Raw genomic sequence first — 21213 nt, forward strand, 5'->3', positions numbered from 1 at the left:
TATCCGGATTTCCCAACCCGGACGCGGAGCCGGCCGGTGAAAGCGCGACCCTCGGGCGGTCTGGTCTACTCGACCGAACACGGCAGCATGTGCCCGACCTGCCGCCAGCCACTGGCGGCCTGCAGCTGCAAGGCCGCCGTGCCGACGGGCTTTGCCGACGGTGCGCTGCGGGTCTCGCGGGAAACACGCAAAGGCAAGGGCGTCACGCTGGTCAAGGGCCTGACGCTGGACGCCACCGCGATCGCGCTGCTGGCCAAACAGTTGCGGACCCGGTGCGGATCCGGCGGCACGGTCAAGGACGGCGTGATCGAAATCCAGGGCGACCACTGCGAACCGGTGATGGCCATGCTCAAAGAACTGGGCCACACGGTGAAACGCGCCGGCGGCTGAGGCATCGGCGGATCAGGCGGTCTGCGGTGCCGCCCGCCAGCGCGGACCGAACACGTTGACCAGCAGCCCGAGCATCACCACCAGCCCGCCCGCCCACTGGACCGGCGTCAGCTGTTCGCCCAGCAACAGCCGCGCCGAAAGCAGTCCGACCACCGGCACCAGCAAGGTCAGCGGAGCGATCTGCCGCACCGGATGGTGGGCCAGCAGACGGCCCCACAGGCCGTAGCCCAGGCAGGTGGCGACGTAGGCCAGATAGAACACCGCCAGCACGCTGTCCACGCCGGGGCTGGCGAGGCTGGCCGTGATGCGCGGCGCGCCTTCCAGCCAGAGCGACAGCGCCAGGAACGGCAGGGGCGGCACCAGCGCGCCCCAGACCACCAGACCCAGCGGGTCGACCTTGCCGATCCCCTTGATCACCAGATTGCCGCCGGCCCAGCACAGCGCGGCGCACAGCGTCAGCCCGAAGCCGAGGGCGGAGACACGTCCGGCACCACCGCTCAGCCCGATCATCGCCAGTCCGGCCGCCGCCACGGCCAGTCCGGCCAGGCTGTACCAGTGCATGCGCTCGCCGAACAGCGCCGCAGCCAGCAGCACGGTGAAGAAGGCCTGCGCCTGCAGCACCAGTGACGCCAGACCTGCGGGCATGCCGGCGTCGATGGCGGAAAACAGGAAGACGAACTGGCCGAGACTGATCGTCGCGCCATAGGCCAGCAGCCGTGTCCACGGCACCTGCGGGCGCGGCACGAACAGCACGGCCGGAAACGCGACCAGCATGAAGCGCAAGGCACCGAGCAGCATCGGCGGCACGCCGTGCAGACCGACCTTGATGACGACGAAATTGACGCCCCAGGCCACGATCACCAGCAGCGCGGCCAGCCAGTCTTTCAACGCCATCACGATGCTCCGCAAAAGGAATCCAGTATGCGCCGTCCGACGTCGCCGCAACGGACACAGTCACCGCAACGGGCATCCGTAACAGCGACCGACGCACGACCGACCGCCGGCCCGGCAGGATCGCGAAGCCGACTGTATGGTGAAAGCAGGTCACCGTTGGGGAACACCGATGAAGCCCTGGCCGCTGCTGTTCGTACTCCTGACCGCCCCGCCGCTCGCGGCACGGGCCGACCCGGTCGATGTCGGCGCCGCGCCGATGCCGCTCGGCCTCTCGCCACTGCCAGGCTTCGCCTCGACCTTCCCGCCCTTCGTGCGCGACCGGGTCGAGCTCGACGTGCCGGTGTCCGGCTGGATCCGGGACAAGCGCGGCGTGCCCGAGCGCTGGGACGAGTACGCGGTGCCGATCGTGGGCGACGGCTGGTACGCCGAATACCGCTACCGCAACGGCGAGGTCACCGCGTCAGCGGTACGCAAGCATTACGAGTGCGCGCTTTCGAACCGCGGCTTTACCCGCGTCGAGCTGCAGCAGTGCGACGAACGCTGCCTCGGCGACAAGGACGGCGTCGACCTGCGCCGCATTGCCGGCCCGGCGATGCGCAACGTCCGGCCACGGCCGCTGCCGGGCTACGGCATCGACTACACCATCTACGTCCATCCGCGCTTGGGCGTGGTCCTGCTCGGGACCGGCCACTCGGACGACGACCCGGCGCTGGTCGACGTCTCGCTCGCCATCGCGCAGGGACCGATCGGCGACCTGAAGCCGATCGCGCGCAAGCTCAAGGCCAGCCCGACCGCCACCGAACTTGCCCGCGCCGACTGTCCCGCCGGCGACAAGCCGGCCCCGCAGGCGGTATGGCCGGTGCGGGAAAAACCGGTGCCGCTCAAGCGCGCACCGTTCGACCTCGACATCCTGCCGGGCAATCCGCCGTTCGAGCAGGGCAAGTACCTCGAGCACCTGCGCGTCGACGTACCGGTCTCCACGCCGTACTTCATGCCCGGCAAGGGCATCCGCGCCGACCGGCTGGTACCGGTGGCCGGCAACACCTGGTTCTACAGCTACACGCTGGACGACAGCGCCCAGTGGGCCAACGACTATTACGGCGACATCCTAGCCCGCAACGGCTTCAGGCTGGTCCACGCCTACCGATGCGATGCCGGCTGCCAGCGCGCCGACGGCCCCGGTCCGCGCCGGCTGCGCAACTATTTCGGCCTGATGCAGAGCAACCTGAGCAGCGAGCTGCGGGTCAACCTCGTCGGCCCGCGCACCGAGTACCGGATCTACTCGGACCGCAAGACCGGCATCGTCATCGTCGGCACCGAGCAGCGCGCCGGCCAGCCGCGCACCGATGTCGAGCTCTATATCGCCCACGGCGTGGTGCTTGACGGCAGCGCCTTCGCCGCCGGCACGACGGAAGCCGGGGCCGTGCACGAAGCCCGGTCGGCCGGCAGCGAACCGCGCTAGGCCTCGCGACCGTCGGTGCCCGGCCGGCCGAGCAGGACCGCCTGTTCGGGCCGGGCAAACCAGTCGAGCAGGAAATCGATCAGCGCCCGGACCTTGGCCGGCTGCGGCAACCGCTGCGGATAGACGAGGTAGAACGGCATCGCCGGCAACCGGTAGTCGGGCAACAGCCGCAGCAACCGGCCGGCGTCGACATCGGCGGCAGCCAGATAGCTCGGCAGCCGGGCAATCCCGCCGCCGGCCAGCGCCAGATTGCGCAGCAGGCCGTAGTCGTTGGCCTGCAGCAGCGGCACGATGTCGACGGTGTGCAGCGTTTCGCCGCGGCTGAAAGCCCAGTGGGTCGCATCCCGGAAGAAATGGTTGGCGAGACAGGGCCAGTCGCCCAGTTCGGCCGGCGAGACCGGCGGTTTGCCGCCAAACATTGCCGGGCTGGCCACCAGCCAGTCGCGCACCAGACTCAGCGGCCGCGAGACCAGCCGGTCGGGACTGTCGACGTTGGAGCGGATCGCCAGATCGTAGCCGTCGGCCTCCAGATCGCGGGGATCCCGGCCCAGATCGAGCTCGACCCGCAGCTGCGGGTGCTGCCGGCGCAAGGCCAGCAGCGCCTGCGCCATGAACACCCCGCCAAAACTGGTCGGCACGGTCATCCGCACCTTGCCGGCGACCTCGTCACGCAGTTCGCGCACCGCCAGCGATGCCGCGCCGACCCGCTGCGGCCATTCGCGGCAGTGCGCGAGATAGACCTGCCCGGCCTCGGTCAGGTTGAGCCGCCGCGTCGTCCGGTACAGCAGCGGCGTGCCGAGCAGCGCTTCGAGCTGGCCGACCTGTCGGCTCGCCAGCGCGGTCGAGACACCGAGCGCCCTTGCCGCGGCGGTGAAACTGCCGTGCTCGACCACGGCGGCAAAGGTCAGCGCCCACTGCAGCTGCTGGTGGACGGTCGTATCGATTCCACTCATGGATGCAATAGTGAATTGAGTTCAGCCCGGATTATCGCCAATCCGGACTTGAATATGATGAATATCGTCAACAATCGATCAACAAGGAGTCTTTCATGAAAATCCTCGTCATCGGTGCCAGCGGCACCATCGGCCGTGCCGTCGTCGCCGAACTCGCCCCGCGTCACGAGATCATCACCGCCGGCCGGAACAGCGGCGACTTTCGCGTCGACGTCACCGATCTGGCCAGCGTCGAGCAGCTGTTCCGCGACACCGGCAAGGTCGACGCCGTGATCGCCGCGGCCGGCAGCCTGCACTTCGGCCCGCTGGCCGAATTCACGCCGGCCCAGTACGCGCTCGGCCTGAACGACAAGCTGATGGGCCAGGTCAACCTGGTGCTGGCCGGCCAGCACGTGCTGAACGACGGCGGCAGTTTCACGCTGACCAGCGGCATCGTCAGCCACGATCCCATCGTCTACGGCAGCAGTGCCAGCATGGTCAATTCGGCGGTCGAAGGCTTTGTCCGTGGCGCGGCGATCGAGCTGCCGCGCGGCCTGCGCATCAACGTGGTCAGCCCGAACGTGCTGATCGAATCGCTAGCCAGCTACGGCCCCTACTTCCGCGGCTTCGAGGCCGTCCCGGCCGCACGGGTGGCGCTGGCGTACAGCAAGAGCGTCGAAGGCGCACAGACCGGACAGGTCTACGCGGTACACTGAGCTCCCGCCCCGTTCGGCGGTGGTGCCTTTCGCCGCCGTCCGGGGCAGGTTCCGACCCACCAAAGTTCAAGCGGCGGCGGGCGGCGCCGGCCGCGGCAGCGTGGCCCACAGGCTGGCGCCGACGATCAGTACGGCCCCCGCCCATGCCAGCGGCGTCAGGCGCTCGCCCAGCCAGACGGCGGCAAACAGTGCGCCGAACACCGGCTCGCTGCTCGTCAGCAGCGCAACCCGGGTCGGGCTGCCGCGGCGCACCGCCCAGTTCTGCGCGAAGAACGCGAAAATCGTGCAGAACAGCACCAGATACAGCGCGGACAGCCAGAACGCCGGTGCGACCGGCAAGGCCGGAAGGCCGTCCGCCGAGACCGTCAGCGCCACGGCGACGCTGCCTGCGCAAACCACACCGGCCTGAACGGCAGTCAGCGTCAGCATCGGCATCGCCTTGCCGTGGGTCAGCTTCTTGATCAGGCAGACATTGACCGCCCGCAGTACCGCGGCCGCCAGCATCAGCGCATCACCGAGGTTGAAACGCAGGCTGGCCGCGCTGCTGAGCATGGCCGCGCCGGCCAGCGACAGCAGCGCCGCGACGACGGCGCCCGGCTCGGGGCGACGGCGCAGCATCGCCCATTCGGCAAACGGCGTGAACACCACGCACAGGCTGATCAGCAAGGCGGCATTGGCCGCGCTGGTCAGCGCGACGCCGAAGGTCTCGCAGATGAAGATGCCCAGCAGGATCGCCCCGAGCGGCAGTCCGGCGCCCAGCGCGCCGCGACCGGCCGGTGTTGCCAGTTGCCGCAGCGACGGCAGCAGCAGCAGGAAGGTCAGCCCGAAGCGCACGGCCAGAAAACCGAGCACCGGGTAATAGACCAGCGCGCCCTTTGCGACGCCGTAGCTCGTGCCCCAGAGCATGGCGACCAGCAACAGCATCGCTTCGGCAGGAAAACGGGTCAGCAGACGGGGCATGGCGCGGCTCGCGGAACGGGAATACGCGCAGCTTATGCCTTGCCGCCGGTCGCGATAATCGCCGACACTCGCACAATACTTGTGCTTTAGCGGAACAAATCAGGCCATGAACCACGGTGAACGCGGCACGTCCGGCGACTTCCTCGGCCTGCTCGACGACATGGCGGTCTTCGTCCGTGTCGTCGACGCCGGCAGCTTCTCGGCGGCCGCGCGCCAGCTCGGCAGCACGCCGTCGGCAGTCAGCCGGCAGATCGCCCGGCTCGAAACCGCGCTGGGCGCGCGCCTGCTCGAGCGCACGACGCGCAAGCTGCGGCTGAGCGAGCCGGGCCGCGCCGCGCTGGCGCGCGCGCAGGACATGGTCGCCGCGGCACGGGCGGTGATGGCCGTCTCGAACGAATTCATGGATGCGCCGCGCGGGCTGGTGCGGCTGAGCGCGCCCAACGCCTTCGCCCGCCAGGTCGTCCACCCGACGCTGCCGGCCTTTCTCGCCCGCCATCCCGACGTCGACGTGCAGCTGATCCTCACCGACCGCGATGTCGACCCGTACGAGGACGACGTCGACCTGGTGCTGCGCATCACCGAAACCCCGCCACCGGGGCTGGCCGCGCGCCCGCTGATGCGCATCCAGCACCTGCTGGTCGCCGCGCCGGCCTATCTGGCCGCCCGCGGCACGCCGGCGCATCCGCGCGAACTGGCCGGCCACAGCTGCATCTATCTGGGCGAAACGCCCGACGACGCGCGCTGGCAGTTCCGCCGCGACAAGGACGTTGCCACCGTGACCGTGCGCGGGCGCTACGTCGCCAACCACAGCGGGGTCCGGCTCGAGGCCGCGCTGTCGGGGCTCGGCATCGCCTGCCTGCCGCTGTTCACGGCGCGGGCCGCGCTGGCCGACGGCGCGCTGCTGCAGGTGCTGCCCGACTGGGTGTTCCACGCGCCGGCGTATCGCGGCACCGCGTGGCTGCTGTACCCGCCCAAGCGCCATCTGGCGCCCAAGGTGCGCGTGCTGATCGACCACCTGGCAACGCAACTGGCGCAGTGAGCATCGCCCGCTGCGCCAGTCACGACCGCCACGCGCAGCCGGCAGGGTTTACAGCTTCTTGCCGCTGTCCAGGTCGCGGTCGACCAGGCCGTACACGCTGTAGCCGATCATGTAGCTGAGCTTGTAGTCCGGGAAGCGTGCGCTGAAGCGGCGCTCCAGTTCCTTGTAATGACCGCCGGCCAGTTTCGGATCCTTCAGCTCGCCCTGGCGATCGCCGAGTTCGGCGACGTAATCGCGCACCAGCGTGTCGGCCTGTGCCAGATAGCGCTGCTGTTCCTTGACCGCTTCGGCCACGGTGATGAAGTCGCCACGACCGCCGTAGACTTTGGCGTTCGGCTTGCCGTTCGCCAGCGCGCTCAGTTCGCCCACCGCCGCCGACCACGCCTGCAGGTCCGGCTGCGGCTTGCCGTCGACCAGGCCGCCCTCGAGCCACAGGTGGGCCTTGGTGTGCAGCAGGTCGCCAACGATCAGGTCGCCGCTCTGGTCGACGCGCACCACCACCTGTTTGGTCGCGACGCCCGGGTGCTTCAGTTCGATCAGGCTGAGCGTTTCGCCCGACTTGAGCTTGACCACTTTCGTGCCGACGAAGGTCGTCTTGACGTTCTCGAACGCCGGATAGGTGCCCGGCTTGAACGCCTTCGCGGTATTGACCCAGAAGTTCTCCTTGTAGGCGTGCACCTTGGGCATCTCGGCCGACACCGCCGCGCTGGTGATCGATTCGACGCCGAGCTTGTGAAGGTAAGGCAGGCCGTTGTACTTGTCCGGGTTCGGGTGGGTGACCACGACGCGGGTGATCGGCGACCTGGTCTCGCTCCTGATCTGCTTGACCATGGCTTCGGTCAGCGCCGGCACGAACTGGGTGTCGATGACGGTCACTTCCTTGCCGTCGTCATAGTAGAAGGTGTGGGTGTCGAAGCCGTTGGCGTCCGAGGTGTAGACGCCCAGCTTGCCGGCCAGGACCAGCTGGCTGAGGACGGCGGCGGTCAGGCCCAGGGTGGCTTTGAGTGCGAACTTCATGATGATTTCTCCGGGGTTGGATCTTGTTTTGGTGATGGGTGGACCGAAGCTGGCCCGATGGATGAAACGGTGTTCAGTATTCGTGCCACGCCGACGCGGCCAGCGATGCGACCACCGGCATGCGCAGCACGGTGTCGTCCGGCACCGCCCGGCCCTTGAGGCGGATCGGCTCGCCGTGCGGGCTGCGGTCGGCAATCCGGCAGATGCTCAGGAATTCGCTCGCCGACAGCGCGGCATTGCCGACGAGCACGCCGTCGACACTGCCAAGGCACAGCACCTGTGCGGCGTTGTGCGCCTTGACGCTGCCGCCGTAGAGCACGCGGGTGCCGGCGCCGAGCACGTCCTTGATGAAACCGTGCATTTCGCTGATGTCGGCGGCGGTGGCGGTCACGCCGCCACCGATCGCCCACGACGGTTCGTAGGCGATGGCAAAGCGGTCGGTCGGTACGCCGGCGAGCAGCGACAGCTCGTCGACCATCTGCTGGTGCGCCTTGCCGCTTTCGCGCTGCGCCAGCGTCTCGCCGACGCAGTAGACCGGGTAAAGACCGGCATCGAGCGCGGCATGCAGCTTGCGGGCGGTGACTTCGCGGGTTTCGCCGTACATGCTGCGGCGCTCCGGGTGGCCGATCAGCACGAGGCGGCAGCCGAATTCCTTGAGCATGCCGGCCGAGATTTCACCGGTATGGCCGCCCGACGGATGCTCGCTGACGTTCTGCGCACCGAGCTTGATCCCCGATTGCGCCTCGCGCAGCAGCAGGTGCGCCGCGCCCAGGTAGGGATAGGGCAGGCACAGCCCCACCGTCGACCCCAGCCCTTCCTGCACCAGGGTCGGCACGACTTCGTGCAACAGATCGATGTTGCCGTTCATCTTCCAGTTGCCGATGACTGTTTTCATGATTCTGCATTCCTTGGAAAACCGGTGCGTCGGGCGCGGTCCGGGCCGCGACGCACCGGAGGCTATTTGGCGGCCTTGGCGCCCAGTCCCATCTTGCGGGCCTGGATGCTCAGGGCGACGATGATCAACAGGGTGCCGATCATCTCGCTGCCGTTGGGCACGCTGCCCTTGGCCGCGCTGATCAGCAGCGCCGAGACCGGTACCAGGTTGATGAAGACGATGCCGTGTACGGCGCCGAGCGTGCGCACGCCCTTGTTGAAGGCCAGCGCGGCCAGCACGGTACCGACGACGACGATGTAGAGGATCGGCGGGATTGCGGCGATCAGGTCGGCCGGATCGGGACGGTTGGCGTAGCCGAGCAGCGTCGCGACCACGGCGAAGGCGAACAGGCCCGGCAGCGCCAGAATCGCGGTGAAGGTCGTGTACTCGATCACCGACAGCTTCGAGACGCTGGCCTGGCCGCGGGTGTACATGATCCAGCCCACGGTGCCGACAAAGGCGATCAGGTCACCGAAAGCGGTGCTGTGACCGGCACCGGTACTGCTGCGCCACACGCCGGACACCAGCGAGACGCCGAAGATCGCCAGTGCCACGACGCACCATGCCCACAGCTGCGGACGCTGGCGCTCGAACACCCAGCGCATCAGCAAGGTCGTGATCGGCATCGTCGCCATGATCACCGCGCCGTGCGACGGCACCGAGTACGACAGGCCGATGAACACCAGGATGCCGAACATGCCGTAGCCCATCAGCCCGAGGCTGGCGAGACGGCGCCAGTGCTCGCGCAGCAGCTCCCAGCGGACCTTGCCCTGCAGCATCAGGATGCCGCACAGCAGCAGCGAGGCACCGGTGTAGCGGACGACGGTGAACCAGAACGGGTCGACGTTGTTGAGGACGAGCTTGCCGGCGTGGAACAGGCCGCCCCAGGCGGCGGTGGCAAACAGCAGGGCCAGCATCGCGGCCCAACGGGAAACATTGGTCATTTCATTCTCTCGATCGGATGGGGGAAACGGTGCGCGGCACCACGGGTACCGCGCGGGGTCTGGAACGGGTGCTAGACGTGCAATGCTTCGAGCACCTCCTCGTCTTCGTTCAGCGCCAGCAGCGGCCAGCCGCGGTGCGCCGCGACTTCCTCGAGCGCTGCGTCGCCCCGGACGACGTAGGTGCGGCCGGTCTGGAACAGCATCGGCAGGTCGGTGATGTGGTCGCCGCAGCCGACGCAATCGGCCAGGTCGATGCCCTGCTCGGCCGCGTACCGGCGCACGGCGACTCCCTTGCCGTCGCCGATCATCTGCAGGCCGTCGATCTGGCCGGTGTAAAACCCGTCGCGGACTTCCAGCGTCGTCGCCAGGCAGGCATCGAAGCGGAGGTGACGCATCAGCGGCGCGAGAATCTCGTGGCTCGAGCCGGAGACCGCCACCAGCAGGTAGCCTTCGGCGCGCAGCGCTTCGGCCAGCGCCAGCGCCGAGCCGATCCACATCTCGTCGCCGAACTCGCCCTGCAGATGCGCGAACCAGGCTTCGGCAATCGCCTTCAGTACCGCCTGGTTGCGGCCGGAAAAGCTCTGGTAGAACAGCCGGTTGAGGAACTGGCGGTCCTGCCGTTGCGGATGGCCGTGCAGCATCTGCACGAAGTCCGAGTACGCATCGCCGCCGTCGGTGCGCGCGTAGTAGTACTGCTGGAACGAGAACATCGACTTGAGGTTCAGCAGCGTGTTGTCGACATCGAAGAAGGCCGCTTTACGCTTCATGGCAGACCCGCTCCTCATGACGTGCCGGACTGGCCGGAATGGTGGCGAACCGGGCCTGGCCGAAGTAGTGCGACACCGCGTCGAGCGACCATTCGCGGGCCGACAGTGCGGTAAAGCCGTCCGGCCGGACCAGCACCAGCGCCTGCTCGGTCACGTCGAAGGCTTCGAACACGCTGCTCAGCCGGTCCTCGATGAGGTCGATCCCCTTGGGCATCGGCGCCTCGATGGCCTCGACCTCGCGCGTCACCACCTTGACCCGCAGGTAAGGCAGGTGCGGCAACCGTTGCGATCCGAAGACCTGCAACTGGCGCATCGTGGTGTTGTCGAGCCGGTTGGTCACCAGCATCAGCGTGTAGTGGGTACCGTGGATCAGGCTGGCGAGCGGCTTGTAGCCCTGACCGTCGGCAATCCAGGCGTGCGGGACCCGTGCCCCGGCCTGCGGCACGCCTTTCACCGACGCCTGCGCGCCGTCGTAGGTCTGCATCAGCCCGGCCAGCAGTCGCGGCAGCTGTTCCTGTACCTTGGCCGTCGGGTTGTACCAGCGCGTCAGCAGCCGGCGCATCATCCGGCGATGCCATGCCGTGGCGGTGATGTATTCGGTGGTTTTCGTGGTGATCGTCGCGATCAGCCTGGCGATCGCCTCGCGCTCGTCGCGATAGCTGTCGATCAGCTCGTCCGGTGCCCAGCCCTTCTCGACGTAGGCCAGCTTCCAGGCCAGGTTGAACGCATCCTGGAAGCCGGTGTTCAGGCCCTGGGCGCCCAGCGGGCTGAACAGGTGGAAGGCGTCACCGACCAGGATCGTCCTGCCCTTCAGGCAGGTTTCGGCACGGCGGTGGTAGAACGGTGCGCACGTCAGCCATTCGGGCGAATGCACGCGCATATTGCCCGGCCCCTGCCGGTCGACGATGGCCTGCAGTTCGGCCAGCGTGGCCTTGGGCTTTTCGCTGCCCTGGAAGTCCTCGAACCGCTTCCCGGTCTGGGCAATGATCCGGTGCAGGCCGTCGGGCATCGGCACCAGCAGCATGTAACCGTGTCTGGACAGGAAGAACTGCAGCTCGTGCTTGGGACCGGCCCAGTCGACCTTGACGTCGCCGAGGATGAACGATTTGCCGTAGTCGCCGCCCGGAAAGTCGATCCCGGCCATCTCGCGCACGGCGCTGCGGCTGCCGTCGGCGCCGATCAGCCAGTTGCAGCTCACCAGTTCCTCGCTGCCGTCGGCATGCTGCAGGCGGACCCGCGCCTTGCCGTCGGCACCGTCGCGCTCGCCGAGCTGCTCGATGTCGACCAGCCGCGTGTTCCACTCGACCCGCCCGCCCAGACTGATCAGCCGCGCCAGCAGCGTCCGCTCCGTGCTGCTTTGCGGCAAACCTACAACAAAAGAATATGCCGATGAAATATTTGTAAACTTTGCCCGCATAATCGTTTGATTGTTGTCAACCAAGCGAAAGGAATGCATCGGATGCCCCTGGCTGAGCAACTGCTCGGTCACGCCGAGCGCATGCATGCTCTCCAGTGTCCGCGCATGGACGCCAACCGCCTTCGAATACGGCGTCGGCGCGTCGTTTTTCTCGACGACCCGGACCGCAATCCCTTGTTGGCGCAGCAATGCTGCAGTCGCCATGCCCACCGGACCGGCACCGATCACTAAAACAGGAACGAAACTTTTATGCACTTTGCAGCCCGACCCTAAAAAGTTGATTCTTCGTTCTGAGCAGCCGTTTCATCTGGCCTTATTGCCCGAACCCGTACTTTCAAATTCAAACTGCGCCCATGAGCAACAGCCTGAGACCCATTGACCTCAATCTCTTCAAGGTCCTGCTTTCCATTTACAACCAGCGCAATCTGACGCATGCCGGCAAACAGCTGGCGATGACGCAGCCTGCGGTCAGTCGCGCCCTGGAGCGATTGAATTACATTTTCAACGAGCGCCTTTTCGTCCGGATTGATGGCGAAATGCGCCCGACACGTACCACCGAAATGATTGCCCCTCTGGTCTTCGAAGGCATGGCCCTGCTGGAAGCCGCCGTGAACATGGCTTCCGGCTTCGACCCCAAACACATTTCGACTTCGCTGAAACTCGGGCTGAACGATTACGGCATTGCCATCGTGTTGCCCAAACTCGTACAACGCGTCAGCGATCAGGCCCCTTCCGTCTTTCTGACCACGATGCCGGCGACCTATCAGGATGCGCACGAACTGATCGAGCGTTCCGAAATCGACTGCGCGATCGTTTCTTCTTTGCCGGCCTGCAATCGTCTGGCGACCGATCCCTTATTCCGCGAGGATTACGTTGCGGTCTGTTCCAATCAGCATCCGGCCATTTCCGACGGGCTGGACCTGAACCAATTTCTCGCCGCGGAACATTTGCTGGTTTCCTACAAGGGCCATTTATCCGGCTGGGTCGACGAACGCCTGGCCGAAATGGGCAGGAAACGTCGCGTCGTCGGTTCGGTCCACAGCTTCAATGCGATACCGGAACTGCTCTGCCAACGACCTTACCTGTGCGTCTTGCCGCGCCGGCTCGCGCAGCATTTCGCCAAGGCCTATCCGTTACGGATCAACGAACTGCCCTTCCCCAGCGAAAACCACCTGTTCCACTTCATCCGCCTGCGCCACCTCACCAAGAATCCGATTTCCAACTGGATTCGCGATCAGGTCGTCGACACCTGCCAGGAACTCGTCTAGGCCGACGACCCGGGCGGACGGCATCAGGCCGCTTGCAGCTGCTGTACCTGCTGGAGATTCAGCGCCTGTTCCAGTGCGGTCTTGGCCATCTGTTCTTCCTTCGCGTTCAGGCGGCTTTCCAGAATCGCCGTGTACTCGACGTCGGCGGTACAGACCGTTTCGTTGTGCTGGACGAAGCGGATCGTGACCTTGGCGGAAACCCGGTCGGCACGGCTCTGGTCCAGCGTGTCGATCTTGAAGTCGATGCCGACCTGCAGCGGGAAGGTGAACTTGGTGTAATCGACGTTGAACTTGTTGATCACGAAGTAGTACTTCTCGTTCTGCGGCAGCAGGAACCATTCGGTCACGGCAAGGAAAGCCTGGCGCGCGGCCTCGGTCAGCACCATGCCCTGGATGTGATGGCCGGTGGTGTGGTCCGAGATGATTTCGCAGTCGTCGTCGAGCGACAGCAGCATGTGGTACTGGTTGAGGCCGACCTGTTGCGGGTCGGTGATCAGGATGTTGCGGCGCTGCCATTTGTGGCTGAAGCGGCGACCCGTGCGGCTGGTGATCTGTTCGTCACCCTGGAATTCGACGGCGACACTGCGGGCATCGAAGCGGTGCTTCAGGTAAGCGTACCAGCCTTCGGACACGCCCTGACCGATCACCACCGAGTTCGGCAGCGCCTCGTCCTGGGCAGCGCCATCGAGCTTGTGCGCCAGTTGCGACACGGTCATGACACCGGGCAGGTTCGCGAAGTGGGCGAACTTGTCACCGACCACGACAATTTGATTTGGATTCATTGCGGTTCTCTCTGTAGGGCCCCGGGCGGCGGGTCGTGCCCGCCGGCCCGGATCGCAGCGGCTTAGGCGGCGACGAACTGCGGGCGGTAGGTGTTGGCGAAATTGTTCAGATCGTGGGCCGGACGACCGGTCACCTTGGCGACGGTGTCGCTCAGTACCGCAGCGCCGTAGCCTGCGCGGTAGATCTGGAACAGCTCGAGGAAGGCTTCGACCAGCCACTGGTCGAGCCCGCCCGACGTCATCGCATTGCGTGCGGTTTCCTCGTCGACCGCGACATACTTCGCCGTCTTGCCGATCGCACCGCTCAGCACTTCGGCGGCCTGGGTGTAGGTCAGCGCGGCCGGGCCGGTGATTTCGTACGCCTGGTTCTCGTGACCCGGTTCGAGCAGGGCGGTCACGATGGTCGCCGCGACGTCACGCACGTCGGTGAAGCTGATCGCACCGTCGCCGGCCGGGGCGTAGATCGCACCGTCGGAGGCAATGCTGCCGGCCGAGCCGATCAGCACCTGCATGAACAGGTTCGGACGCACGAAGGTGTAGGCGATGCCGCTGGCCTTGATGCGGTTCTCGATCTCGAAGTGGTTGCGCGGCAGACGGATCGGCGCTTCCGGGCCAGCACCAAGGCCGGAGAGCTTGACGATGTGCTTCACGCCCGCCGCCCTGGCCGCGTCGAGCACCGCCAGTTGATGGGCGACCATGTCGGCATGCGCCGGCGAGATCAGCACCACCTTGTCGACCCCGCGCAGTGCGCTGGTCAGGCTCTGTGCATCGGTGAATTCACCCTGCACCCATTCGACCGGGCCGAGCTTGCCGACCTTGTCGGCGTTGCGCGTCAGCGCCCGCACCGCCACGTTTTGCTCCGCCAGACGACGGACGACTTCGCTGCCTACATTGCCAGTTGCACCAGTGACCAGAATCATGATTTCTCCTTTGTATTTGATTGGATACTGCTTAAGACTTCAAAAAATCCGACATGCCGTTGATGCCGTTCCTGAACAGCGCCTCGAGGTCGCTTTTTATTTTCTGGCCATCGCCTTGTTCCGGAACGGTGTACCACGCCCGCCAAATCAGCTTCGATTCGGCCCCGCGGGCTTCTATCTTCAATTCCGACCGGTATTGACTGACCGGCAAAGGACCGCTCAGGATCGAATAACTGAAACTGCGATCCGATTGCGAGAACGTTTCCAGGCGTTCGGTATAAGCGGTATCGTTTTTCATCACCACTACCCGATAAATGCCGTCGCTCCGTTCTTCCACCAGACAATCACGGACCAGCGACTGCCAGTGCGCAATGCTGCAGAACGTGCCAAGCTTTCCCCAGACCTTTTCGGCGCTGATATCGAACTTCTGCTCGAGCACGATCTTGGGTTGATCCAGTCCCGCTGCGAATGTCATTGTCGAAACCATCGTCAATGCACTTGCAAGACAGATATTTCTCAACATTCCGACCTCTGCTTTTTTCTTCAAGAATGCAAGGTGATTTTCCGGTCCAGAGACCGCCCTGCCATTTCCCCGCCGCATTCAAAACATCGCGCTGTTTCTTTTCGCTCTGCCCTGTGCGTCCCGGGTTGATGAAAATATATTCCAGCCAGCCAAGGCTGGAAAATGAACGATTGGTATACCTGCTATACCCGCGGCGATCAGGGTTTGCTTACACCGCGCCCGGCATGCTTCTCGCGGCAAGGCCGAAACGAAAACAGCGCCGCAATGCGGCGCTGTCGGGTGGACGGATGGACCGGTCGGCCCGCCTGCGGCGGGAACGCGGGTTACGCCGCGTTTTCCACCGCAGGCTTGCGGGTCCGGGTGCTGCTCACGCCGTCGTGCGGGCGGGCTTCGGTGGCGGCGTGTGCGGCATGCACCTTCTGCGCGATCCAGTAGCCGTAGTCGACCTGGATGTTGTCCATCAGTTCGAGCAGGTTGGTGAACTGGCCGCTGACCAGCTCGCCGAACTGGGCGTACAGGTTGTATTCCTGTTCGAAGAACTTGCTCAGCGTATTGGCACGGCGCAGCTCGCCGCGTTCGGCGCCGATCGCCGCCAGTCCGTTCCACCACTGCTCGCCCTGTTTCTGCAGACGCTGCCACACGGCAAGCTGCAGCGCCCACGCCTCGTACAGCGTGTCCGGGGTAGCCAGTGACGGCAGGGCGGCGGCAGCGGTGAGGCCGTTGTTCCACTGGCGGCTGACCGATTGGGAACAAAGCTGGCCCAGGCTGTCCAGACGCTGGGTGACCGGGTTTTGGAAGGCCGGCGGAACGGCCGCCGTGATCGATTCGTAAAAGGACATCGTCGTTTCTCCGTGGCTCAGCCGCCGAGGCGCTTGAGCATGTCGTGGATGGCGCGGATCTGGATGGCGTTGCGCGAGTAATAGTCGGGGCGCTGCGCATTGGCGCTCGAGTACCCCCACCAGTCCCAGCAGCCTTCCGGATTCTGCGTATAGCCGTTGTCGGTTCCTTCGGCCTGCGGATACAGGATGATGAAGTTGTTGCTGTCGGCCAGCTCGTTGTAGCCGGTCGTCGTGACGTACCGGTTGCCGTAGGGCGGCGCGTTCTGCGTGTCGCGGCGACCGTTGGTGTACTCGACGTAGTTGTAGCCCTGCTTGCAGCCGTGCAGCGCGATGTGCACCCGCGCCGGCTCGCCGTCCTCGACCGCCTTCGGGATGTAGGCATAGCCGTAGTCGCTCATGCTGTCGCGCCGGGCGTTCTTGTCGTCGTCATCGAGGAAGTCGAGGAACTCGCGCTGGTCGAAGCGCACCAGCCGGCCGCTCGGACGCTCGGACGGCGGGTTGAGCTTGCCGTGGATGTGGCCGAGGACGCGGTGCGACTGGATGAAATCACCCTGGTTGATGTAGGGCGGCTGGTTGGTGCCGAGCGGCGAATCCTCGGGGTTGCGGGTGATGATCGAATGCCCGGCCGGCACGGTATCGTCGTAATCGATGTGTTCGGCCTTGATGCCGAGCAGCTCGTAAAAACGCTTGGTCCGCGCCACGGTGTCCGAGAACACCACTTCGTCCTTGCTGCCGGTGAAGATGTAGACGCGGTCGTCGGCAAGGTGTTCGACCGGGTCGATCTCGCCGGCGGCGGCGGTCTGGCGCGCCAGTCTTGCCAGGTGTTCGGCATTCGGCGCCGTCTGCGGCACCAGCGGATTCAGGCAGATGTACAGCGAGTTCTGGATGAATGCGTCCTCGGCCACCGGTGCGGCGCCGGGAAAGGTTTCGGCGCAGCGGAACGGCCCGCCGGCGATGATGCCGGCACCGACGAAGCTGGCCGAATGCGCCAGATGCAGCTGCACGGTCATGAAGGCGCCGGACGACAGCCCGGACACCGAGCTCTGGCCCTGCTGCACGTTGTACTTGCCGAGCTGGACGACCTTGGAATCGGTAGCAAACACTTCCCATCCTCCTGATACGTTCGAAGAAAACGGCTGCACGTCGTGCGCAACCGGAATATGTCAATCAACGTAAGAGTACAGATAGTACAGCGTCATCAATTATTGCGGTGCAACATGCCCGTTGCCGGCACGGGAAACAGACGAACGGCATGCCGGTCACGGACAAAGAAAAACCGGCCAGCGGCCGGTTTTGTCGGGGCAAGGCCGTTCAGGCCGTGTAGAAGCGCTCGTGCATTTCCTCGAGCCCCAGCTCGGCCAGTACGGCGTTCAGCCTTTCCGCCGGCTTCTTGCGCGGCAGGTTCTTGTAGCAGGCGACGATCAGCTCGTTCTTCATCGAATGTTCCCAGCCGACGAGTTCGGTCACCGTCACGTGGTAGCCGTGCGCTTCGAGCTGCAGGCAGCGCAGCACGTTGGTGATCTGGCTGCCGAACTCACGCGTGTGGATCGGATGGCGCCAGATTTCGGCCAGCGGGCTTTTCAGCGCCTGCTGCTTGTTCTTGCGCAGCACGCTGGCGACTTCGGCCTGACAACACGGCACCAGCACGATGTGTCTGGCCTTTTTCTCCAGCGCGAAGCGGATCGCGTCGTCGGTCGCGGTATTGCACGCGTGCAGCGCGGTGACGATGTCGATCTGCGCAGGCAGCGCATTCGACGTGATCGAATCGGCCACCGACAGGTTCAGGAAGCGCATGCCGGGGAAGTCGCAGCGCGCCGCCAGCGCGGTCGAGCGCTCGACCAGCTCCTGCCGGGTCTCGATCCCGTAGATCGTGCCCTGCGGCGCGTTGGCCTTGAAGAACAGGTCGTAAAGGATGAAGCCCAGATACGATTTGCCGGCGCCGTGGTCGACCAGCGACACGTCCGGGTGGTCGGCCTGCACGTCTTTCAGCAGCGGCTCGATGAAGTTGAACAGGTGGTAGACCTGCTTGAGCTTGCGGCGGCTGTCCTGGTTGAGCTTGCCGTCGCGCGTCAGGATATGCAGCTCTTTCAGCAGCTCGACCGATTGCTCGGGGCGGATGTCGTACTTGTCGCCACCCGACGCGGCGGCACCGGCCGCCTGTTTGGCGGGCTTCATGCCGTCACCCCGGCGCAGTCGATCCGCGTCACGTCACCGCCGTGCAGCCGGTAGAACGCATCCTGCGGCATTTCGCCGGTAAACAGCGCGTCGCCCTCCAGCCCGAGATAGCGGGCGCGCAACAGCCGGCCGAACAGGCCGTGCGACACGACGATCAGTTTTTGCGGCAGCGCCGTATCGTTCAGGAAGGCGTCGATGCGTGCGAGCACCTCGGTGAGCTTTTCGCCGTTCGGCGAGTGGAAGTGCCAGTCCGGCGCGGTTTCGAGCTGCGGATGCTGCGCGACCAGATCGGCGCGCAATTGCTGCTCCCAGTCGCCGAAGCCTGCTTCGATGATGCGCTCGTCGGTCGTCATTGCCGTACCCGGCAAACCGAGCGCCGCGGCAACGCGGGCGGCACTGGCCTGCGCCCGCGGCAACGGGCTGACGCGCATCGCCCAGCCGTCGGCCGAGCCGAGTTCCGCCCGCAGTGCCTCGCCCATCGCGCTGGCCTGTTCCTGGCCGAGCGCGGTCAGCGGCGAGTCGCAGCGGCCTTGCAGCCGGCGTACCGTGTTGAATTCGGTCTGGCCGTGACGGAGCAGGTAAATCGTGCGGGACATGGGCAAATCTCTCAGGCAATCCAGCCGACGATTATACCCGCCGCCCCTGCCTACCCGCGTGGCATTGCTGCCAAGGATCGGCTGCGCCGGCGTTTCCGAGATCGTCATGACCAGCGGGGCCGTCACCAAGCATTCATCGCCATCCCCCTCGCCGTGGGCTGGCCGCTTGAACGGTCATGCCGTCCCGGCCCTGCGCGCGGCTCACCGCACAACACCGGCAAACGCGATCTTTCTGCCAAGGTCAATGCAACGACTCTGCTATTCTTCATGCCGATTTCATTGGCGGGTCGACATCGGCAAACACCGGGACCGGGATGCCAGGTGGCATGGCAAAGCACTTACTGAAAGGCATTGAGAAGTGGACTATTTTTGCTTTGAATCGGTCGGCTGCGCGGACAGACCCATCGTCATTGATTTCGACAAATGCGAGAAGGACATCGCTTTTTCCATAGGGAAAAGCTTGTCGGAATTTAGAAAATGCCTCAAAAAAGGCCAGAGTGACATGGCCGCGTACTTCGACGTATCCGTCAGTCAGTACAGAAAATACGAGGCCGGCATTGATATTCCCAAAATGCACTCGGCCGCCAGGTGGTCCGCCATCACCGGTGCGCCGCTGCCTTTACTGTTCAAACACACCGCGTACGCTCGCTTTTTTCCGACGGAAGAATTGCAGTGCAGGCGCTATTTCAGCTTTGTTGCAAAATCAAGCGATCGGGAGTTTTATTCAGTACTGAGTCTGGTATCCGGCAAGTCGGGCTTCGGCAGCGAGATGCCGCCGCACGATCGCGAACTGGAGTTTGAATTGGCACTCGAAGACGTGATCCATCACTATTATTATCGCGTCGCAAAAAATATCGAGGCCATTCAACATCACCACCAAATATCAAGAAGCGAGATGTCGTTCCTGCTGGGGATATCAAGCAATACCTACGCCAGATACATCACCCGACCGAATGAAATTAGCATCCCCATCGTTTTTTACGCCAGGGCTCACGCGGCGCTGGGCATTAAAACCAGCTGGGCGGAAACGGGGAAAACCTTTTATGCCCTTGTCAACAAAAGAAGGAAAGATCGCACCGCGTTGCTCGAAAATATACTGCAACACCTCGCGCCGGACGAAGCAAATGATTTTCTGGAAATCCTATGCTTCATTGGCGAGCGGCGTGCAAAAATACAGCGTTTACAGGTAAAGCTGGAAAGTGCATCGCTGACTTTGGAAAACAACTGCAAGCAAGACGCTGAACTCAACTCAATGAGTTGATCCAAGACCATCACGCCTGTGCAAGCTTAGAATCGGCAAGCGGTTTTTTTCGGCGGCAAGGTAGAAACAGCCTAGTGCTGCTACGCAGAGCATGACGTTTGCTGCAAGCGCGAGTCGATATCCCCAAACACTGGCGACCATGCCGCCTGCAAATGCCCCCAGCGCCATGCCGCCGACAATTGCATTGGTATACAGCGTAGAAGCGTAGCCCAGCCGCTCACGCATTAGATGCTGGAAAAATTGCAGCCCTGCCGTTGCACTCAGTGCCACACTGGCCGCGCCAATTGCTTGAATGGGCAGCAACGCATACACCGACTCAAGCATCATAAACAGCGTGTAATACAGTCCTCCCAAGAAGGCAGCCAGCACCAATTGGCCTTGATGGCTGACCCGCTTGCTGATGCGACCAGCCATCAGCATCAGGGGGATTTCAAACGCAGCCGTCAATCCGAACAGAACACCAGGCGTCCACTCCCCGAGCCTGACGGTCTGCACGATATAAAGAGGCATCAAGATGGTGTAATTGTTGATGGCCGAATACAAAAGCCCCATGCCTGCAACGGCACACAATAATTTAAACCTCGATCCGCTGCGATCTGGCTTGGCATTCCCTTCCAGCTTTGACGATGATTCGCCATGACAGACCGGGTCAGGCAGATTCAGTGCGATAAGCGCAACGGTTGCGGAGGTGGCCACCAGAATGCCGAATGTGACTGGAAAACCAAACAGCCCCACCAAGCTGAAAGCCATCGGGGGGCCGACCACCCAGGCTACGGAAACCATGGCACGCATCAGCCCCATAAAAGCCTCATGGCCCTCTTTGAATGTCTCGCTGGCCAGCGCGAACAGTTGCGGCGCCCCGATGGCAACGCACGACATCAGCGTCAGGCCGATCACGGCCAGCATGTAGAAATCCCTGATCAGGATAAAGCCGGCAAAGGCCGCAACACCGCAAAGCGCGGAGAAAACGATCAACCACCGCCTTGAAACACCACGGTCGGAGTACACCGCGATGCAATGCGAGATAAGAATCGCGGCAAACCCCGTCATCCCTAAATAGCTTCCGACGAGCGCGGGGCTGGCGCCGAGTTCGCGAATGAAAAAATAACTTTGCAACGGACTGAAAATGGCCGAGCCCACCCCCATGAAAAAGATGGCCGCAAGAAACAGGGTACGGATTGATTTCATGTGCAACTCCCTTATGCAGGGAGGCGATCTTACGGCGCGTACCGGTCCTTGGTAATAACGGTAAGTGTATTTTTATTGGACTGAATACTGCACTTTCCTTGCTTGCAAAAGCACTTGCGGCGTGTGGTCTATGCCTGGTTCGGCAGTCCGTAAGCCGGATTGCCCCCGGTTCCGCGCAGACCGCGTACG

Annotated in this window: 22 protein-coding genes; 6 read left to right on the forward strand and 16 right to left on the reverse strand. The window is 64.2% G+C overall.

Annotation, left to right across the window (positions count from 1 at the left end; all coding sequences use genetic code 11):
• The first annotated feature begins 36 nt into the window (after positions 1–36).
• Positions 37–390 (forward strand): SUI1 family translation initiation factor, encoded by a 354-nt coding sequence (locus IE097_RS08945; protein ID WP_229797503.1) that lies wholly within the window; start codon positions 37–39, stop codon positions 388–390.
• Positions 391–402: 12 nt separating this feature from the next.
• Here IE097_RS08945 and IE097_RS08950 read toward each other — a convergent pair whose 3' ends face one another.
• Positions 403–1284, reverse strand: coding sequence for an EamA family transporter (locus IE097_RS08950; RefSeq protein ID WP_189459935.1), 882 nt, complete (start codon positions 1282–1284; stop codon positions 403–405).
• Between the two features lie 169 nt (positions 1285–1453).
• Here IE097_RS08950 and IE097_RS08955 point away from each other — a divergent pair, with 169 nt between their 5' ends.
• Complete coding sequence (locus IE097_RS08955; RefSeq protein WP_189459936.1) at positions 1454–2746, forward strand: hypothetical protein; 1293 nt, start codon at positions 1454–1456, stop codon at positions 2744–2746.
• Here IE097_RS08955 and IE097_RS08960 read toward each other — a convergent pair.
• A complete protein-coding gene (locus IE097_RS08960) occupies positions 2743–3699 on the reverse strand; it encodes a LysR family transcriptional regulator (RefSeq protein WP_189459937.1) in 957 nt (318 codons plus the stop codon). The genes IE097_RS08955 and IE097_RS08960 overlap by 4 nt on opposite strands.
• Positions 3700–3794: 95 nt before the next feature.
• Here IE097_RS08960 and IE097_RS08965 point away from each other — a divergent pair, with 95 nt between their 5' ends.
• Entirely contained in the window at positions 3795–4394 is a 600-nt protein-coding gene (locus IE097_RS08965; RefSeq protein WP_189459938.1) for a short chain dehydrogenase, read from the forward strand.
• Between the two features lie 66 nt (positions 4395–4460).
• Here the strand turns inward: IE097_RS08965 and IE097_RS08970 are convergent, their stop codons facing one another.
• Positions 4461–5354, reverse strand: a complete 894-nt coding sequence (locus tag IE097_RS08970) for a DMT family transporter (protein WP_189459939.1) — start codon at positions 5352–5354, stop codon at positions 4461–4463.
• A 106-nt stretch (positions 5355–5460) separates the two neighbouring features.
• Between IE097_RS08970 and IE097_RS08975 the strand changes: the two genes are divergently transcribed.
• Entirely contained in the window at positions 5461–6393 is a 933-nt protein-coding gene (locus tag IE097_RS08975) for a LysR family transcriptional regulator (RefSeq protein WP_229797504.1), read from the forward strand.
• Between the two features lie 48 nt (positions 6394–6441).
• Here the strand turns inward: IE097_RS08975 and IE097_RS08980 are convergent, their stop codons facing one another.
• From IE097_RS08980 to IE097_RS09000, 5 genes are all read right to left on the reverse strand, one after another.
• The gene (locus IE097_RS08980) at positions 6442–7410 is read right to left on the reverse strand and encodes an MBL fold metallo-hydrolase (RefSeq protein ID WP_189459940.1); all 969 of its coding nucleotides are present in this window, start codon (positions 7408–7410) and stop codon (positions 6442–6444) included.
• A 73-nt stretch (positions 7411–7483) separates the two neighbouring features.
• Entirely contained in the window at positions 7484–8305 is an 822-nt protein-coding gene (gene tpiA / locus IE097_RS08985) for a triose-phosphate isomerase (RefSeq protein WP_189459941.1), read from the reverse strand.
• A gap of 62 nt (positions 8306–8367) precedes the next feature.
• The gene (locus IE097_RS08990) at positions 8368–9288 is read right to left on the reverse strand and encodes a DMT family transporter (protein ID WP_189459942.1); all 921 of its coding nucleotides are present in this window, start codon (positions 9286–9288) and stop codon (positions 8368–8370) included.
• A gap of 71 nt (positions 9289–9359) precedes the next feature.
• Entirely contained in the window at positions 9360–10055 is a 696-nt protein-coding gene (locus IE097_RS08995; protein ID WP_189459943.1) for an HAD family hydrolase, read from the reverse strand.
• Positions 10045–11727, reverse strand: a complete 1683-nt coding sequence (locus IE097_RS09000) for an FAD-dependent oxidoreductase (RefSeq protein ID WP_308429702.1) — start codon at positions 11725–11727, stop codon at positions 10045–10047. The genes IE097_RS08995 and IE097_RS09000 overlap by 11 nt, the downstream gene beginning before the upstream one ends.
• Before the next feature lie 98 nt (positions 11728–11825).
• On the opposite strand from IE097_RS09000, the gene IE097_RS09005 reads away from it, so the two are divergent.
• Positions 11826–12740 (forward strand): LysR family transcriptional regulator, encoded by a 915-nt coding sequence (locus IE097_RS09005; protein ID WP_189459945.1) that lies wholly within the window; start codon positions 11826–11828, stop codon positions 12738–12740.
• A 23-nt stretch (positions 12741–12763) separates the two neighbouring features.
• On the opposite strand, the gene IE097_RS09010 is transcribed toward IE097_RS09005, so the two are convergent.
• The 7 genes from IE097_RS09010 to IE097_RS09040 form a co-directional block, all read right to left on the reverse strand.
• Positions 12764–13522, reverse strand: coding sequence for an AfsA-related hotdog domain-containing protein (locus tag IE097_RS09010; protein WP_189459946.1), 759 nt, complete (start codon positions 13520–13522; stop codon positions 12764–12766).
• Between the two features lie 62 nt (positions 13523–13584).
• Positions 13585–14442 carry an SDR family oxidoreductase gene (locus IE097_RS09015; RefSeq protein WP_189459947.1) on the reverse strand — a complete coding sequence of 286 codons (858 nt, stop codon included), beginning with the start codon at positions 14440–14442 and terminating at the stop codon, positions 13585–13587.
• A 31-nt stretch (positions 14443–14473) separates the two neighbouring features.
• The gene (locus tag IE097_RS09020) at positions 14474–14989 is read right to left on the reverse strand and encodes an SRPBCC family protein (RefSeq protein WP_229797505.1); all 516 of its coding nucleotides are present in this window, start codon (positions 14987–14989) and stop codon (positions 14474–14476) included.
• Between the two features lie 299 nt (positions 14990–15288).
• Positions 15289–15804 (reverse strand): hypothetical protein, encoded by a 516-nt coding sequence (locus tag IE097_RS09025; protein ID WP_189459949.1) that lies wholly within the window; start codon positions 15802–15804, stop codon positions 15289–15291.
• A 17-nt stretch (positions 15805–15821) separates the two neighbouring features.
• On the reverse strand, positions 15822–16907 hold the full coding sequence (locus tag IE097_RS09030) for an extracellular catalytic domain type 2 short-chain-length polyhydroxyalkanoate depolymerase (protein WP_189459950.1): 1086 nt from the start codon (positions 16905–16907) through the stop codon (positions 15822–15824).
• A gap of 208 nt (positions 16908–17115) precedes the next feature.
• The gene (locus tag IE097_RS09035) at positions 17116–17979 is read right to left on the reverse strand and encodes a class I SAM-dependent methyltransferase (RefSeq protein ID WP_189459951.1); all 864 of its coding nucleotides are present in this window, start codon (positions 17977–17979) and stop codon (positions 17116–17118) included.
• On the reverse strand, positions 17976–18575 hold the full coding sequence (locus IE097_RS09040) for a histidine phosphatase family protein (protein WP_189459952.1): 600 nt from the start codon (positions 18573–18575) through the stop codon (positions 17976–17978). The genes IE097_RS09035 and IE097_RS09040 overlap by 4 nt, the downstream gene beginning before the upstream one ends.
• 358 nt (positions 18576–18933) lie before the next feature.
• Here IE097_RS09040 and IE097_RS09045 point away from each other — a divergent pair, with 358 nt between their 5' ends.
• A complete protein-coding gene (locus IE097_RS09045) occupies positions 18934–19836 on the forward strand; it encodes a helix-turn-helix transcriptional regulator (RefSeq protein ID WP_189459953.1) in 903 nt (300 codons plus the stop codon).
• On the opposite strand, the gene IE097_RS09050 is transcribed toward IE097_RS09045, so the two are convergent.
• Positions 19825–21024: a sugar efflux transporter gene (locus IE097_RS09050; protein ID WP_189459954.1), complete on the reverse strand. Its 1200-nt coding sequence runs from the start codon at positions 21022–21024 to the stop codon at positions 19825–19827. The two genes, IE097_RS09045 and IE097_RS09050, sit on opposite strands and share 12 nt — an antisense overlap.
• Positions 21025–21213: the final 189 nt, after the last annotated feature.

The organism is Jeongeupia chitinilytica, from assembly GCF_014652315.1.
Taxonomy (GTDB): Bacteria; Pseudomonadota; Gammaproteobacteria; order Burkholderiales; family Chitinibacteraceae; genus Jeongeupia; species Jeongeupia chitinilytica.

Excerpts from the sequence above, each read along its gene's own strand:
- IE097_RS09040 (WP_189459952.1), bottom strand. The coding sequence starts at position 18,575 with ATGTCCCGCACGATTTACCTGCTCCGTCACGGCCAGACCGAATTCAAC.
- IE097_RS09050 (WP_189459954.1), bottom strand. The coding sequence starts at position 21,024 with ATGAAATCAATCCGTACCCTGTTTCTTGCGGCCATCTTTTTCATGGGG.
- IE097_RS09025 (WP_189459949.1), bottom strand. The coding sequence starts at position 15,804 with ATGTCCTTTTACGAATCGATCACGGCGGCCGTTCCGCCGGCCTTCCAA.
- IE097_RS08950 (WP_189459935.1), bottom strand. The coding sequence starts at position 1,284 with ATGGCGTTGAAAGACTGGCTGGCCGCGCTGCTGGTGATCGTGGCCTGG.
- IE097_RS08970 (WP_189459939.1), bottom strand. The coding sequence starts at position 5,354 with ATGCCCCGTCTGCTGACCCGTTTTCCTGCCGAAGCGATGCTGTTGCTG.
- IE097_RS08955 (WP_189459936.1), top strand. The coding sequence starts at position 1,454 with ATGAAGCCCTGGCCGCTGCTGTTCGTACTCCTGACCGCCCCGCCGCTC.
- IE097_RS09005 (WP_189459945.1), top strand. The coding sequence starts at position 11,826 with ATGAGCAACAGCCTGAGACCCATTGACCTCAATCTCTTCAAGGTCCTG.
- IE097_RS08990 (WP_189459942.1), bottom strand. The coding sequence starts at position 9,288 with ATGACCAATGTTTCCCGTTGGGCCGCGATGCTGGCCCTGCTGTTTGCC.
- IE097_RS08965 (WP_189459938.1), top strand. The coding sequence starts at position 3,795 with ATGAAAATCCTCGTCATCGGTGCCAGCGGCACCATCGGCCGTGCCGTC.
- IE097_RS08995 (WP_189459943.1), bottom strand. The coding sequence starts at position 10,055 with ATGAAGCGTAAAGCGGCCTTCTTCGATGTCGACAACACGCTGCTGAAC.
- IE097_RS09015 (WP_189459947.1), bottom strand. The coding sequence starts at position 14,442 with ATGATTCTGGTCACTGGTGCAACTGGCAATGTAGGCAGCGAAGTCGTC.
- IE097_RS08975 (WP_229797504.1), top strand. The coding sequence starts at position 5,461 with ATGAACCACGGTGAACGCGGCACGTCCGGCGACTTCCTCGGCCTGCTC.
- tpiA (WP_189459941.1), bottom strand. The coding sequence starts at position 8,305 with ATGAAAACAGTCATCGGCAACTGGAAGATGAACGGCAACATCGATCTG.
- IE097_RS09010 (WP_189459946.1), bottom strand. The coding sequence starts at position 13,522 with ATGAATCCAAATCAAATTGTCGTGGTCGGTGACAAGTTCGCCCACTTC.
- IE097_RS08980 (WP_189459940.1), bottom strand. The coding sequence starts at position 7,410 with ATGAAGTTCGCACTCAAAGCCACCCTGGGCCTGACCGCCGCCGTCCTC.
- IE097_RS09035 (WP_189459951.1), bottom strand. The coding sequence starts at position 17,979 with ATGAAGCCCGCCAAACAGGCGGCCGGTGCCGCCGCGTCGGGTGGCGAC.
- IE097_RS08960 (WP_189459937.1), bottom strand. The coding sequence starts at position 3,699 with ATGAGTGGAATCGATACGACCGTCCACCAGCAGCTGCAGTGGGCGCTG.